This is a genomic window from Streptomyces sp. NPDC040622 (assembly GCF_055593965.1).
Window position 1 is genome coordinate 454,648 of record NZ_JBVIXD010000002.1, and the last position, 13,707, is coordinate 468,354.

The window sequence follows — 13,707 nt, forward strand, 5'->3', positions numbered from 1 at the left end:
CGGGAAAGGCCCGCTGTGAGGCCCAACACATCGGAAGCTACCGCAGGCCACTGACAACGGCCCCCGGAGTGGGAAAATCCACAGGTGAAAAGGGGTGGGGTCGGCGGCTCAGCGGGTGGCCGCGACCAGCCGGCGCCGCTCCTGCGTCCGGGCCGCGTGCGAGCCCCACACCGTGACCGACACGACGCCGAGCACCGCGAGGATGCCGAGCCCCACCGTCCCGGCCCAGCCGCCCGCGTGGAAGGCGACCGCGCCGAGCGTGCCGCCCGCGCTGGAGCCCAGGTAGTACGCGGACTGGTAGAGCGCGGACGCCTGCGCCCGCCCGGTCGTCGCCGTGCGGCTCACCGAGGAGGAGGCGACCGCGTGCCCCGCGAAGAAGCCCGCGGTGATCAGCACGAGCCCCAGCAGGACCAGGACCAGCGAGGGGGAGAGGGAGAGCAGCAGTCCGCCGGCCGTCGTGCTCACCGCCAGGTACAGCGCACCGCGCCGCCCGAGCCGGGCCACCAGCTTGCCCGCGCCGGCCGAGGAGACCGTGCCGACGAGGTAGACCAGGAAGATCGAGCCGATGACGCCCTGCGGGAGCGAGAACGGCGCCTCGGTGAGGCGGTAGCCGATCACCGTGTAGACCGCGCCGAAGACGGTCATGAACAGCGCACCGATCGCGTACAGCCTGCACAGGAGCGGATCGGAGAGGTGCGTACGCACCGTGCGCGCCAGCGACTTGGGGCTGAGCGGCCCCGGTGTGAAGTGGCGCGGCGCGGGCAGCAGCACGCGGAAGGCGACCGCGCACAGCACCGCGACGACGCCGACCACGCCGACCGCCGCACGCCAGCCCCAGGCCTGCGCGACCCAGCCGGTGACGATGCGCCCGCTCATCCCGCCGATGGAGTTGCCCGCCACGAACATGCCGATCGCGGCGACCAGCGCCTTGGGCCGCACCTCCTCGGCGAGGAACGCCATCGCGGACGCGGGGAGCCCCGCCAGGGCCGCGCCCTGCACGGCACGCAGCGCGATCAGCACCTCCACGGAGGGGACGAAGGGAACGAGGAGCCCCACGGCGACGGCGACGGTCAGGGACGCCGTCATCACCGCGCGCCGCCCGAAGCGCTCGCTGAGCGCGCTGAGCGGCAGGACGAAGAGAGCCAGTGCGCCCGTGGCGCCCGACACCGTCCAGCTGGCCGTGCTCGCGCTCACGCCGAAGTCGGCGGAGACCAGCGGCAGGAGGGCCTGCGTGGAGTAGAGGAGGGCGAAGGTGGCGACGCCCGCGAGGAAGAGCGCGAAGCTCATCCGGCGGTAGCCGGGACCGCCGGGGGTCATCCGCGAGTCGGGGGCCGAAGAGGTGGCGGAGGCGGGGGACGACGGGGCCGGGGCGACCGCATGGGTGGCGGACGCCCCGCTACTGGCAGCAGGCATGCCAAGAACGTACGGCCGTCCTTTTGATGCGTCCAATGCATGGAAACGCCATAATCGATCCCATGCAGCATCAGCAGAGGTCACAGCCGCGCGTGTCACGCAACAGTGACCCGGAGGACATCGTGACGCTGCTCGCGCCCCGCCTCGCGTACTTCGCGGGCGTCGCCCGCACCGAGCACGTCACGCGCGCCGCGCAGCAGATGCAGATCCCCCAGTCGACGCTCTCCCGCGCGCTCGTCCGGCTCGAACGGGACCTCGGCGCCGACCTGTTCGCACGCCGCGGCCGCACCGTCTCGCTGACCCCGGCGGGCCGCACCTTCCTCACCTCGGTCGAGCGGGCGCTCGGCGAGGTGGAGCGCGCCGCCGAGTCGGTGCGGGCGGACGCCGACCCGGAGTCCGGCAAGGTCGCCTTCGGCTTCCTGCACACCATGGGATCGGAGACGGTACCCGGCCTGATCCGCGCCTTCCGCGCCGACCACCCGCGCGTGCGGTTCAGCCTCGTCCAGAACTACGGCGAGGCGATGATCGAGCGGCTGCGCGCGGGCGAGCTCGACCTCTGCCTCACCTCGCCCGTGCCCGACGCCCCCGACCTGGTCGCCCGCCGCCTCGACGAGCAGCGGCTGCGTCTGGTGGTGCCCGACGACCACCGCCTCGCGTCCCGCAAGCGGGTCCGCCTCACCGAGGCCGCCGACGAGGCCTTCGTGACCCTGGAGCCCGGGTACGGCCTGCGCCGCATCACGGACGACCTCTGCCGCGACGCGGGCTTCAGGCCCCGCATCGCCTTCGAGGGGGAGGAGGCGGAGACGCTGCGCGGCCTGGTCGCGGCGGGCCTCGGCGTCGCCCTGCTGCCGCCGCCCGCCGTGCCGCGTCCGGGGGTCGTGGAGCTGACGGTGACGGGCCAGCGCGCGGTCCGCGAGATCGGCGTGGCCTGGCTGGGCGGCCACCCGGACACGCCACCGGTGGCGGCGTTCAAGGCGTTCCTGCTGAGCAGAAAGGGAAAACTGCTCCCGCAGATGGGAGCGGGGCCGGTGGACATGAGCCCGTCCGGCGACTGAGGGCGACCCCGGCGACCCCGGCGACCCCGGCGACCCCGGCGAGTACGGCGACCCCGGCGACCCCGGCGACCCCGGCGACCCCGGCGAGTACGGCGAGTACGGCGAAACCGGTGATGGCCGAGCGCCGTCGCCGGGTCACTTCCGCAGAGACTGCCCGAAGCCGGAGGCAAGAGGCATCCGCAACCCCAGCGGCGGCGGAGCCGCCAACGCGTCCTCCAGGGGCCGGGCGAAGTCCGCCCCGAACAACGTGCCCATCACGAAGTCCGAGGCCAGCGAGAGGACTTCGGACTGGTGCTGGTGCAGCCGGTGCCCGTCGGAGTGCACCTCGAACCGGCACACGTCGCGGTTCGCCTTCTTCGCCCGCTCCGCCAGCCGGAACGACAGCTCGGGATCGGTCCGTTCGTCGTTGGTGCCGTGCACGATCAGCACTTGGCGCCCCGCGAGCTGCTTCACCGGTTCGGCCGGCGCGGCCACGTCGTCCTCGGGCAGCCAAGGGGCCATCGCGAGGACGGAGTTGACCGCCGCGTGCCCGCCCGCGCGAAGCGCGGCCCGGCCGCCCATGTCCACTCCGGCCAGGCACACGGGGACGTCGCCGTAGATGCGTACGATTTCGTCGGCCGCCCACGTCGTGTCGCGGGCGAGCTGCGCCTGCGCCCCGTTCCAGCCCCGGCACCGGTAGTGCACGACGTGCGTGGCGAGGCCCGCCCCGCGGCCGTCGTGGGCCAGTCTGCGGCCGAGCGCCCGCACGCCGACCCCCGCCAGTGGAGAGGGTTTTCGGCTGGAGGTCTCGGTGCCCGCGGGCAGCAGGAGCACCACGCCGCTCACCGCCGACGGCGCCGTCCCGATCACCCGCCCGAGCCTGGCCGCGCCCGCCGGCCCCGCGGTCCCTTGCTGTGCCATGACAGAACAGTGTCAGAAGCCATCGTGTACGCCACCCGTCCGCAGGGTCACTGTTACGTATCGACCAGTGAGTTCTACGCGCGTAGGCGCTAGAGTGCCGAAATGACGAGCCAGACACACACGACCGGTCACACGGACCGTGAGAAGCCCAGCGCCGAACAGATCCGCCGCGCCCCGAAGGTGCTCCTGCACGACCACCTGGACGGCGGCCTGCGCCCCGGCACGATCGTCGACCTCGCCCGTGAGAACGGGTACGAGGGACTGCCCGAGACCGACCCCGACAAGCTCGGGATCTGGTTCCGCGAGGCCGCCGACTCCGGCTCCCTGGAGCGCTACCTGGAGACCTTCGCCCACACCTGCGCGGTGCTGCAGACGAAGGGTGCCCTCCGGCGCGTCGCCGCCGAGTGCGCCGAGGACCTCGCCGAGGACGGCGTCGTCTACGCCGAGATCCGCTACGCCCCCGAGCAGCACCTGGAGAGCGGCCTGACCCTCGAAGAGGTCGTCGAGGCCGTCAACGAGGGCTTCCGCGAGGGCGAGCGCCGCGCGAAGGAGAACGGCCACCGCATCCGCGTGGGCGCGCTCCTCACCGCCATGCGGCACGCGGCCCGCGCCCTGGAGATCGCCGAACTCGCCAACCGCTACCGCGATCTGGGAGTCGTCGGGTTCGACATCGCGGGCGCGGAGGCCGGCTTCCCTCCCACCCGCCACCTCGACGCCTTCGAGTTCCTCAAGCGCGAGAACAACCACTTCACGATCCACGCGGGCGAGGCCTTCGGCCTGCCGTCGATCTGGCAGGCCCTGCAGTGGTGCGGCGCCGACCGCCTGGGCCACGGCGTGCGGATCATCGACGACATCCAGGTCGCCGAGGACGGCACCGTGCAGCTCGGCCGCCTCGCGTCGTACGTGCGCGACAAGCGGATCCCGCTGGAGCTCTGCCCGACCTCCAACCTGCAGACGGGCGCCGCCACTTCCTACGCCGAGCACCCCATCGGCCTGCTGCGCAAGCTGCACTTTCGCGCGACGGTGAACACCGACAACCGCCTGATGTCGGGCACCAGCATGAGCCGCGAATTCGAGCACCTGGTCGGCACGTTCGGCTACACGCTCGACGACATGCAGTGGTTCACGGTCAATGCGATGAAATCAGCATTCATTCCTTTCGATGAGCGCCTCGCCATGATCAATGACGTGGTGAAGCCCGGATATGCCGAGCTGAAGTCCGAATGGCTGTTCCGTCAGACCGTCTCGACCAGCGGTTCTGTCGCCGGCTGACGGAATTTCCCGCGCCTTTGCGCGACGCGTACGCGGCCGGGTTTTTCCTCCCCGGCTGCTTTCGTTCGCCTCCGGACCGTGATCGGGGCCGCTTTCGGTCGTTGGACTGTTCAAACCCCCTTCCGTAAGCACAGTCGCTAAAGACGCAAGGACGCATTGAAGATGAAGCAGTCTGCCGCCAAGACCCTCGGTGTCGCCGCTCTCGGCGCCGCCTTCGCCGCCGCCGGTGCCGGTGCCGCGAACGCCGCCCCCGCCGTCCCCGACCCCTCCGCCGCCCTGGGCCCGGTCTCCTCGCTGCTGCCTGTCGGCGACGCAGTGAAGTCGCTGCCCACCGGCGCCAACGAGTCCCTCACCGCCGGTGAGGGTGCCCTCGGTGGCGGCCTGGGTGGCGCGAAGGGCCCCGCCGCGGGCCTGCTCGGCGGCCTGCCCGTCGGCGGCACCGGCGTCAACGGTCTGCCGCTCGGCTGACCCGACGCGCGAACGCCGATGGGGCGCCCCTCCACAAAGGGGCGCCCCATCGCTGTGTCCCGTCGCTCTGTCCTGCCCGGGGTCACCAGGCCTGGCGGGCCTTGCCCTCCGAGGGCAGCAGGAGCCACAGCGCGATGTAGAGCAGGAACTGCGGGCCGGGCAGCAGGCACGACACCACGAAGATCACGCGCATGGTCGTGGTGGAGGTGCCGAAGCGCCGGGCCAGGGCTGCGCACACTCCGCCGAGCATCCGGCCGTGGGTGGGGCGGGCAAGGGCGGTCATGTGGGGCTCCTTCGCGAACCGTGGGTGCGAGGCCTCTCTGTGTGCCTCGATACCTCGACGGTACGTGCACGAAACGGGTCGAAGCATCGCTCTACGGTGCGATGCCGACCCTGGGAATCGTCGGGGTCGACCCCTGAGACGTGTCCTCCCGGGGGAGGGGCGCACGGCGCGTGCCGTCCTTGTCACGGCGGAGACGGGCCCTGGCCGCGGGGACGACGGCGAGATGCGCGACGGCCACCCCGAGGGTGTTCAGGAGCAGCGAGTCGATGTCGACGACCTGCCCGGGGACCCCGGTCTGCAGCAGCTCGATGCCGAGCGAGAGCAGTGCTCCGGCGGCGACCGTGCGGACCAGCGAACCCCACGGCGAGACCTCGGTCCGGCCGCCGGCCAGCGGCAGCAGCACACCGAGCGGGGCGAGCAGCAGCACGCTCTCGCCGATCCGGCGGGCCGCCTGGAGGCCGCCCATCGCCAGATCCGCCTTGATCCCGGCGAGCGGCTGCAGATTCGCGGCGCTCACCCAGGGGACGTCCAGCGGACGCAGTGTGATCCACCCGACGAGCAGAAGATGTGCGACGAGGAGGAGTCCCCCCGTCGCACGGAAGCGAATGGCGGAACCGTGGCCGCCCGAGCCTTGACGCACGTCCCCCAAGACGACACAGGCGGCAGGATCGGTTCCGCGTACTCCGTGACGGCTGCTGCCGGCTACTCGACCGTATGCGCGGGAGGCGCCACGGTCCCGGGCCGGGAACGGACCTCCGGAGTGCACTCGTACCGCCGCAGGGGGCTGCCGGACGGGCCGCCCATGACCACCTCGCGGTCGTCCTCGGCCGCGTTGTTGTCGGCCAGCGTGCACACGATCTGCGCGAGCGCGAACGCGGACAGCTCCTCCGGCCGGGTGCTCAGCCGCAGCGCGTCCTCGGGGTCGTCCCCGCGCGGCCCGGAGACGGTGGTGCCGGCGCGCACGTCCGTGGCGAAGCCCGCCTGCTTCTCGGGCTCCGCCGGCTGCCTCGCCAGCTCGTCCAGGAGCGCCTGGGCGATGCGCACCCGGTCGGTGCTCGCCTTGTCGGTACGGATCCGCACGTCCCGCTCGACGTTCACCAGCTGGGCCGCGCAGACCAGGAAGACCTCCACCGGCACACCGCTGCCCGCGTGCGAGGCGATGCTGGAGCCCGACAGCACGCACGGCACCCGCGAGGGCGCCGCGCCGTAGTCGGTCGGCACCTCCGTCGACCTGATCCCGCACCCGGCGAGCACGGCGGTGAGCGCCGCGGCGGCGGCCGCGGCACGGATCCGTCGCCTGTTCATGCCTCGTCCCCTTCGGCGCCCTCGGCACGCTCGGCGCCCTCTTCATCGGGTTCGTCGCCGCACTCGCCGTCCCGCGGCAGCCACAGCGTGAAGACCGCGCCGCCCTGTGCGGAGTTGGCGGCGGTGATCTCGCCGCCGTGGATGTGCGCGTTCTCCAGGGCGATGGAGAGGCCGAGGCCGCTGCCCTCGGAGCGCGGCCGGGAGGCGCTCGCCTTGTAGAAGCGGTCGAAGACGTGCGGCAGGACGTCCTCCGGGATGCCGGGGCCGTGATCGCGTACGGCGATGACGAGCCGGTCGTCCTCCAGGCGGACCGAGACCGCCACCGGGGAGCCGCCGTGCTTGAGGGCGTTGCCGATGAGGTTCGCCAGGATCACGTCGAGCCGGCGCGGGTCGAGGCGGACCATGATGCCGCGCTCGGCGTTCAGCTCCACCGCGTCCAGCCAGGCCCGCGCGTCGATGCACGCGGTGATCTGGTCGGCGATGTCGACGTCGTCAAGGACCAGGCGCGCGGTGCCCGCGTCGAAGCGGGTGACCTCCATGAGGTTCTCCACGAGGTCGTTCAGGCGGCGGGTCTCGCTCACCACGAGCCGTACCGCGGGCTCGATCATCGGGTCCACGGAACCGGTCTCCGCGTCGAGCTCCTCCTCCAGGACCTCCGTCACGGCGGTGATCGCGGTCAGCGGGGTGCGCAGCTCGTGCGACATGTCGGCGACGAAGCGCCGGGACGCCTCGTCGCGGGCGCTCATGTCGGCGACCTTCTTCTCCAGGTTCTCCGCGGTCCTGTTGAACGTACGGGAGAGATCGGCGAGTTCATCGGTGCCGGACTCCCTGAGGCGGGTGTCCAGCTTGCCCTCGCCGAGCCGCCGCGCCGCGACTCCCAGCCGGTGCACGGGTTTGAGCACGGTCGTCGCCGCGGCCTGCGCGAGCAGGGCCGAGCCGATCAGCGCGAGCCCGGTGGCGATGGCCAGGGACCAGCCGAGCGAGCTGAGGTCCTTCGCCTCCGGCTCCAGGGACTTGAGCATGTAGCCGGTCGGGCCGCCGCCGATCACCGTGGCGCCGCCCACCAGATAGGGAGTGCTGTCGTCGACGGTCCGCTGCCAGTACAGGTGGTACGGGCTCTTGTTGCCGGAGGTCAGCGTCTGCTTCTCGTTGACCGCCTTCTGCAGCGGACCGGGCACCTTGGCGAGCGTGAAGGAGTCCAGGTCGCTGTAGCCGACGATCTGGCCGCCGCCCTTCTTCTCGGCGACCAGGAGCACGCTGTAGCGCTGGCTGCTGTTGGCCATCTGCTCGGCCGCCGACTGCAGTTCCTCCTGGGAGGGGTCGGCGGGCAGCGCGCCCGCGCGGGTCTGCATCTGCTGGCGGAAGTCCTTGAGCGCCGCGTCCTGCGCGCGTGTCAGCACCGCCTCGCGGTTGAGCCAGTACGCGATGCCGGAAGCGGAGACGGCCGCGGTGAGCGCCACCAGGCCGAACACCACCACGAGACGGAGCCGCAGGCTGGTGAAGCGCAGCCCCGCCAGTATGGCCTTGCGCGCCGCGGCCCAGCCGCGGAGCTTGTCGTGCGGTTTGCTCACTGAGGGGTGTCCAGCCGGTAGCCGACGCCACGCACCGTACGGATGAGGGTCGGTGACGACGGCACGTCCTCGACCTTGGCGCGCAGCCGCTGCACGCACGCGTCGACGAGCCGGGAGTCACCGAGGTAGTCGTGCTCCCACACCAGACGCAGCAACTGCTGCCGCGACAGGGCCTGGCCGGGCCTGCGGCTCAGTTCCAGGAGCAGCCGCAGTTCGGTCGGCGTCAGCTGCAGGTCCTCGCCGTTCTTCGTCACGGTCATCGCCGCCCGGTCGATGACGAGCGAACCGAACGTGGCCGCGTCATTGGCCTCGCGCTCGCCGCGCCGAAGCACCGCGCGGATCCGGGCGTCCAGGACCCGCCCCTGCACGGGTTTGACCACGTAGTCGTCGGCGCCGGACTCGAGGCCCACGACCACGTCGATGTCGTCGTTGCGCGCGGTCAGCAGGATGATCGGCAACTGGTCGGTGCGCCGGATGCGGCGGCACACCTCGAAGCCGTCGATGCCCGGCAGCATCACATCCAGCACGATCAGGTCCGGCCGCTGCTCACCGAGCAGCTTCAGGCCGTCCTCGCCGGTGGCAGCAGTGGCCACCCGGTGCCCCTGGCGCGTGAGCGAAAGCTCCAGGGCCGTCCGGATGGCGTCGTCGTCCTCGATCAGCAACAGGGAAGGCACGGACGTCATTCTGTCCCATGCCACGGCCCCAGTTCGACTGCTGGCCCCTGTCCGGGCTCGTAATGAGCAGGTAGATGCCCGCACCCACACGTGACCTTCACAGGTGGAAGACCTCCCCGACCCCTGTGACAGGCCTGTGACAGTCGGCGGACACCGTCATGAAGTCACTCGGGCAGAGTTCTGGTCACACGAAGAAAGCCGGACTCCACCGACGGGGGGCGCGAGATGAATACGCTGCACAGCACCAGCTCAAGCGCAGTTGTCACGCGACTTCACGACATCGGGCGGGGATCTGAGAAGTCCGGTGCCGTGAGCGGGCGGGGGTGCGCTCGCGGCACCGGGCGTCAGCACACCGGGTTCATGACGGTGGTTGACACGTTCCAGGGGAGCCACGGGGGAAACGCGGCTCACGGGGGAACGGACGGGGGCGCTCAGAGGGGCGCCGCGTACGGGGAGGACTCGGGGGAGCGCAAGTCCCTGTCGGAGGCGGAGTTCACCGCCTACGTCCAGGAGCGCCGCGCCTCCCTGTACGCGACCGCCTACCACCTGACCGGTGACCGCTTCGAGGCCGAGGACCTGCTGCAGAGCGCCCTCTTCTCGACGTACCGCGCCTGGGACAGGATCAGCGACAAGGCCGCGGTCGGGGGCTACCTCCGCCGCACCATGACCAATCTGCACATCAGCGCGTGGCGCCGCCGCAAGCTGAACGAGTACCCGACCGAGGAACTGCCGGAGACGGTGGGCGACACGGACGCGATGCGCGGCACCGAGCTGCGCGCCGTGCTGTGGCAGGCCCTTGCCCGGCTGCCCGAACTCCAGCGCACGATGCTGGTCCTCCGTTACTACGAGGGCCGCACCGACCCGGAGATCGCGGACATCCTCGACATCAGCGTGGGCACGGTGAAGTCCAGCATCTGGCGGTCGCTCCGCCGGCTGCGTGAGGACGAGGTCCTCAGCTTCGGCCGTGACCAGGAGGAATCCTTCGGCGAGTTGGTCGCCTGAGGGATCGGGGCCCGCGGCGTCAGCCGCGAGAGGGCCCATGGGGGTACGGGGGCCGCCGCTCCGGGGGGATGCGGCGGGAGCATGGGGGAAAGCACGGGGGAAACAAGTAGCGGGACCGGAAGGCCGGGGGGTCTTTCCGGTCCTTCTGCTTTTCCCGCCCGCCTTCTCGCCTGCCTGCCCTCCCGCGCATCCCGTCCCGTCCGCGTTACGTCACGAGGCCTCGGCCCGCGCCTTCGCGCACCGGCCGGCCGCGGCGGCCGCGACCCGGCCCAGGGCCTCGTCCTTGCCGCAGGGGTGCGCGCCGAGCGCGGACTGCCGCGCCACGATGGCCCGCTCGGCCCGCATCAGCCGCCAGCCCCGCCGCAGCAGGAACGGCACGGACTTGCGGCCCTCCCGCAGATCCCGCAGCAGCCGCCGCCGGAAGGTGGTGGAGGGCCGGCCGCGCAGACAGATCGCGTCGGCGAGCACCCCGAGCTCGCGGCACCGCCGCACGATGTCCGCCGCGAAGATGCCCTCCGCGATGAACAGCGGTGTGCGCTCGATGTCCAGGGACTCCTGGCCGACGCGCGCGCTGATCGAGATGTCGTAGACCGGCACCTTCGTGCGCCCCGTGCGGCAGAGCTCCTCGATGGCGGCGACCGCCACGTCCGCGTCCCAGGAGTCGGGGGAGTCCCAGTCGATGTCCGCGCTGCCGGGGACCTGCGGCAGCGTGGGGTCGCCGGCCTCCTTGTAGAAGTCGTCCAGGCAGAGCACGGGCAGCCCGGAACGGGTGGCGAAGGACGACTTGCCCGAGCCGGAAGGGCCCGTGAGCAGCACGACACGGGTCGGTATCGGGGGATGGGAACCCAATTCTGTGAACCTCTTCACCAGGGTGGACCGCATCTCCCGACACGGCGCTTCAGCGTGGTCGGGAGCCATTATCAACCCCCCGGCCGAGGGCGCCCAGCCCGCTGCGCCGACTCGGCCCGCCGGATCGGGGGCGGCGACCCCCGCGAGTCGCCCTTTGGCGACCGCGCCACCCCTCAACTACGCTACGTGCTCGCTCGATTACCCACCACGCACGGATATGGGCGGTACCCATGGCACGACAGACAGCAACGAAGTCCTCCCGGCCGGGCGCCCGCGCGCTGCTGCGCGCGGGGCTCACCGTCACCGCCGCGGGGGCCGCCCTCGGCATCGCGGGCGCGCCCGCCGGTGCGGTGGAGCCGGGCCCCGCGGCGGGGCTGCCCCCCGTGGCGACGCCGCTCGGCGAGGTCGACGCGGCGACGCCGGTCGGCGCGCTCACGGAGGCGGTGAAGCACTCGACGGCCGGCGGGCTCGCCCCGGCCAAGAACCTCCAGCTGGACCCGCTGGCCAACACCAGCGTCGACCCGCTCGACAACGCGGTCGGCACCCAGGTCGCCGACTTCAAGCCCGTCACCACGGCGGTCGCCACCGGCCCGCTCGCGCAGGGCGGCTCCCTGTCCGACGTACCGCTGGTGGGACAGGCCACGGGGCTGCTGCCGGGTTAGGACTCGGGGCCCGGGTCCGCCGCCGCGTCCCGGTTCGAGCGCAGCGGCACCTCGCGGACCAGCCAGGCGAGCGCGCAGGCGAGCGCGCACAGGGCCGCCGCGCCGATCATGACGCCGTGCAGCCCGCCGGTGACCCCCGCGCGAAAGGCGTCCCTGGACGGCTCGGGCAGGCCGCGCAGGAGTGCGGGGGTCAGCTCGTGGCCGCCCGCGAGGCGTTCGCCGTCCGGGCCGAGCCGGTCCGCGAGGGCGTCCGTCATGCGGCCGGTGTGGACGGAGCCGAGCACCGCGACACCGAGCGAACCGCCGATGGTGCGCAGGAGCGCGTTGGTGCCGCTCGCGGCGCCCATGTCGCGGAGCTCCGCGCTGTTCATGGTGATCAGCAGCGACGGCTGCATCAGGCAGCCGAGTCCCGCGCCGAACACGAACGTCAGCGCGGAGGCCACGGCGGTCGCGGTGTCCACGCCGACCGTCAGGAGGGCCAGCGCGCCCGCCGTGGCGACGGCTCCGCCCACGGGCGGATACGCGCGGTACGCACCGCCGTTGCCGACCGCCCGGCCGATGTACAGCTGTGCGCCCATCATCCCCAGCATCAACGGGAGCAGCAGCAGCCCGCTCTGCGTCGAGGACATGCCGCGGACGAACTGCATGTACTGCGGCAGGTAGCTGGCCGCCCCCAGCATCGCCGCGCCGGCGAGGAACGTCAGTGCCTGGGCGAGCGTGAAGTTGCGGTCGCGGAACAGCCGGGGCGGGATGACCGGTTCGGGGGCGCGCCGCTCCACGCGCACGAAGGCGGCGAGCGCACCGGCCGCGACCAGGGCCAGGCCGGTGGTCTGCGGGGAGATCCAGTCGTACGTCGTGCCGCCCCAGGTGCCGAGCAGCGTGAGCGCCAGGATGCCCGCCGTGAGGAGGGCGGCGCCCGCCCAGTCGATGCGGGCCGTGCTCCGCTCGCCGCGCAGCCGGACGAGCAGGCCGACGATCAGCAGCGCGGCGGCGCCGACGGGCACGTTGACGTAGAAGACCCAGCGCCAGTCCAACTGGTCGGTGAGGAAGCCGCCGAGCAGCGGTCCGCCGATCATCGCGACGGGCAGCATCACGCCGATCATCGACTGCGAGCGCCCCGCCTGCGCGGGTGGCAGCAGCGTTCCCAGGAGAGCCATCGCGCCCACGAAGAGACCGCCCGCGCCGAGCCCTTGCAGGGCGCGGAACGCGATCAACTGCGCCATGTTCTGGGCGAGTCCGCAGAGCACGGAGCCGGTGAGGAAGACCGTGATCGAGGTCAGGTAGCCGCCCTTGCGGCCGTACAGGTCGCCCAGCTTGCCCCAGAGCGGCGTGGAGACGGCGGCCGTCAGCAGATAGGCCGTCACCACCCAGGAGAAGTGGCCGAGTCCGCCGAGGTCGCCGACGATCGTGGGCAGTGCGGTGCCGACGATGGTGCCGTCGAGCGTCGCCAGGATGATGCCGAGCAGCAGCCCGAGGATGACCAGGCGCGAGGGTGGTGCGTCCTCCTGCGCGTTCTCCTGCGGGTCCTTCTCCACGGTCGGTTCCGTGATCGCGGGTGTGGCCGCTTCAGGCGCGGCTTCTCTCGTGGGCCGGTTCATGGCTCCCCCGTGGGTGGGTGACGTGACGTGGCGGCGGGCGGCGGGCGCGGGCCGCTCAGGCGGCGTACGGGCGGACCGCCTTGGCGTCGCGCAGCGCCAGCGCCCACCAGGCGAGCTGGTCGAGCATGGTCTTGACGGCGGCGTCGCTCGCGGGCTCCGTCATCTGCTGCTCGTCGTCGAACAGGCCCCAGACCTGGTGCAGGCTGACCGTGTTGCGGATGGTCGTCGCGTTCAACTCGGCCATCACGACCCGCAGATGCTCGACCGCGCGCAGGCCCCCGGAGATGGCGCCGTAGGAGACGAAGCCGATCGGCTTGGCGTGCCACTGCTCGTTGTGCCAGTCGATCGCGTTCTTCAGGGACGCCGGGTAGCTGTGGTTGTACTCCGGCGTGATGAAGACGAAGGCGTCGGCGGCCGCGAGGCGCGGCGTGACCAGGGCGAGAGCCTCCTCCGTGTCGGGCGCGAGCGGCTGGCCGAAGGCCGGCAGGACCGTGGGCAGCGGGGTCTCGGCCAGGTCGACGACGTCGACGCTCATGTCGTCGCGCTGGTCGAGGTGGCCCTTGAGCCACCCGGTGACGACGGGTGCGAAGCGGCCTTCGCGGGTGCTGCCGACGACGACCGCGACGCGGAGCTGCTCGGGCTGGCTGTTCATGGG

15 protein-coding genes are annotated in these 13,707 nt (G+C 72.2%); 5 read left to right on the forward strand and 10 right to left on the reverse strand.

The features are described 5' to 3' along the window. Positions 1–108 precede the first annotated feature (108 nt). The gene (locus tag ACZ592_RS06475; protein WP_471580357.1) at positions 109–1,413 is read right to left on the reverse strand and encodes an MFS transporter; all 1,305 of its coding nucleotides are present in this window, start codon (positions 1,411–1,413) and stop codon (positions 109–111) included. 62 nt (positions 1,414–1,475) lie between these two features. On the opposite strand from ACZ592_RS06475, the gene ACZ592_RS06480 reads away from it, so the two are divergent. Then, a complete protein-coding gene (locus ACZ592_RS06480; protein ID WP_471580358.1) occupies positions 1,476–2,468 on the forward strand; it encodes a LysR family transcriptional regulator in 993 nt (330 codons plus the stop codon). Between the two features lie 135 nt (positions 2,469–2,603). Here the strand turns inward: ACZ592_RS06480 and ACZ592_RS06485 are convergent, their stop codons facing one another. Next, positions 2,604–3,368 (reverse strand): alpha/beta hydrolase, encoded by a 765-nt coding sequence (locus tag ACZ592_RS06485; RefSeq protein ID WP_471580359.1) that lies wholly within the window; start codon positions 3,366–3,368, stop codon positions 2,604–2,606. Between the two features lie 102 nt (positions 3,369–3,470). Here ACZ592_RS06485 and ACZ592_RS06490 point away from each other — a divergent pair, with 102 nt between their 5' ends. Beyond that, the gene (locus tag ACZ592_RS06490) at positions 3,471–4,640 is read left to right on the forward strand and encodes an adenosine deaminase (protein WP_471580360.1); all 1,170 of its coding nucleotides are present in this window, start codon (positions 3,471–3,473) and stop codon (positions 4,638–4,640) included. A gap of 162 nt (positions 4,641–4,802) precedes the next feature. Continuing rightward, positions 4,803–5,108 carry an ATP-binding protein gene (locus tag ACZ592_RS06495; protein ID WP_471580361.1) on the forward strand — a complete coding sequence of 102 codons (306 nt, stop codon included), beginning with the start codon at positions 4,803–4,805 and terminating at the stop codon, positions 5,106–5,108. A gap of 82 nt (positions 5,109–5,190) precedes the next feature. On the opposite strand, the gene ACZ592_RS06500 is transcribed toward ACZ592_RS06495, so the two are convergent. From ACZ592_RS06500 to afsQ1, 5 genes are all read right to left on the reverse strand, one after another. Continuing rightward, positions 5,191–5,391, reverse strand: coding sequence for a PspC domain-containing protein (locus ACZ592_RS06500; RefSeq protein ID WP_471580362.1), 201 nt, complete (start codon positions 5,389–5,391; stop codon positions 5,191–5,193). Positions 5,392–5,482: 91 nt separating this feature from the next. Beyond that, positions 5,483–6,040: a VanZ family protein gene (locus tag ACZ592_RS06505; RefSeq protein WP_471580363.1), complete on the reverse strand. Its 558-nt coding sequence runs from the start codon at positions 6,038–6,040 to the stop codon at positions 5,483–5,485. A gap of 53 nt (positions 6,041–6,093) precedes the next feature. Then, the gene (locus ACZ592_RS06510; RefSeq protein WP_471580364.1) at positions 6,094–6,696 is read right to left on the reverse strand and encodes a hypothetical protein; all 603 of its coding nucleotides are present in this window, start codon (positions 6,694–6,696) and stop codon (positions 6,094–6,096) included. Beyond that, entirely contained in the window at positions 6,693–8,267 is a 1,575-nt protein-coding gene (locus ACZ592_RS06515; protein ID WP_471580365.1) for an ATP-binding protein, read from the reverse strand. The genes ACZ592_RS06510 and ACZ592_RS06515 overlap by 4 nt, the downstream gene beginning before the upstream one ends. After that, positions 8,264–8,941: a two-component system response regulator AfsQ1 gene (gene afsQ1, locus ACZ592_RS06520; protein WP_033264947.1), complete on the reverse strand. Its 678-nt coding sequence runs from the start codon at positions 8,939–8,941 to the stop codon at positions 8,264–8,266. The genes ACZ592_RS06515 and afsQ1 overlap by 4 nt, the downstream gene beginning before the upstream one ends. A gap of 225 nt (positions 8,942–9,166) precedes the next feature. On the opposite strand from afsQ1, the gene ACZ592_RS06525 reads away from it, so the two are divergent. Beyond that, entirely contained in the window at positions 9,167–9,943 is a 777-nt protein-coding gene (locus tag ACZ592_RS06525) for a SigE family RNA polymerase sigma factor (protein ID WP_471580366.1), read from the forward strand. Between the two features lie 210 nt (positions 9,944–10,153). On the opposite strand, the gene ACZ592_RS06530 is transcribed toward ACZ592_RS06525, so the two are convergent. Continuing rightward, entirely contained in the window at positions 10,154–10,825 is a 672-nt protein-coding gene (locus tag ACZ592_RS06530; RefSeq protein WP_471580367.1) for a uridine kinase family protein, read from the reverse strand. Between the two features lie 197 nt (positions 10,826–11,022). Here ACZ592_RS06530 and ACZ592_RS06535 point away from each other — a divergent pair, with 197 nt between their 5' ends. Next, positions 11,023–11,454, forward strand: coding sequence for a hypothetical protein (locus ACZ592_RS06535; RefSeq protein ID WP_471580368.1), 432 nt, complete (start codon positions 11,023–11,025; stop codon positions 11,452–11,454). On the opposite strand, the gene ACZ592_RS06540 is transcribed toward ACZ592_RS06535, so the two are convergent. Both ACZ592_RS06540 and ACZ592_RS06545 read right to left on the reverse strand, forming a co-directional pair. Continuing rightward, on the reverse strand, positions 11,451–12,989 hold the full coding sequence (locus ACZ592_RS06540; RefSeq protein ID WP_471580369.1) for an MDR family MFS transporter: 1,539 nt from the start codon (positions 12,987–12,989) through the stop codon (positions 11,451–11,453). The genes ACZ592_RS06535 and ACZ592_RS06540 overlap by 4 nt on opposite strands. A gap of 118 nt (positions 12,990–13,107) precedes the next feature. Further along, complete coding sequence (locus ACZ592_RS06545) at positions 13,108–13,704, reverse strand: NADPH-dependent FMN reductase (RefSeq protein ID WP_471580370.1); 597 nt, start codon at positions 13,702–13,704, stop codon at positions 13,108–13,110. Positions 13,705–13,707 lie beyond the last annotated feature (3 nt).

Bases quoted from the DNA above. Each gene is read 5' to 3' on its own strand.
- ACZ592_RS06485 (WP_471580359.1), bottom strand. From the start codon at position 3,368: ATGGCACAGCAAGGGACCGCGGGGCCGGCGGGCGCGGCCAGGCTCGGG.
- ACZ592_RS06490 (WP_471580360.1), top strand. From the start codon at position 3,471: ATGACGAGCCAGACACACACGACCGGTCACACGGACCGTGAGAAGCCC.
- ACZ592_RS06495 (WP_471580361.1), top strand. From the start codon at position 4,803: ATGAAGCAGTCTGCCGCCAAGACCCTCGGTGTCGCCGCTCTCGGCGCC.
- ACZ592_RS06530 (WP_471580367.1), bottom strand. From the start codon at position 10,825: ATGCGGTCCACCCTGGTGAAGAGGTTCACAGAATTGGGTTCCCATCCC.
- ACZ592_RS06475 (WP_471580357.1), bottom strand. From the start codon at position 1,413: ATGCCTGCTGCCAGTAGCGGGGCGTCCGCCACCCATGCGGTCGCCCCG.
- ACZ592_RS06545 (WP_471580370.1), bottom strand. From the start codon at position 13,704: ATGAACAGCCAGCCCGAGCAGCTCCGCGTCGCGGTCGTCGTCGGCAGC.
- ACZ592_RS06510 (WP_471580364.1), bottom strand. From the start codon at position 6,696: ATGAACAGGCGACGGATCCGTGCCGCGGCCGCCGCCGCGGCGCTCACC.
- ACZ592_RS06500 (WP_471580362.1), bottom strand. From the start codon at position 5,391: ATGACCGCCCTTGCCCGCCCCACCCACGGCCGGATGCTCGGCGGAGTG.
- ACZ592_RS06535 (WP_471580368.1), top strand. From the start codon at position 11,023: ATGGCACGACAGACAGCAACGAAGTCCTCCCGGCCGGGCGCCCGCGCG.
- ACZ592_RS06480 (WP_471580358.1), top strand. From the start codon at position 1,476: ATGCAGCATCAGCAGAGGTCACAGCCGCGCGTGTCACGCAACAGTGAC.
- ACZ592_RS06525 (WP_471580366.1), top strand. From the start codon at position 9,167: ATGAATACGCTGCACAGCACCAGCTCAAGCGCAGTTGTCACGCGACTT.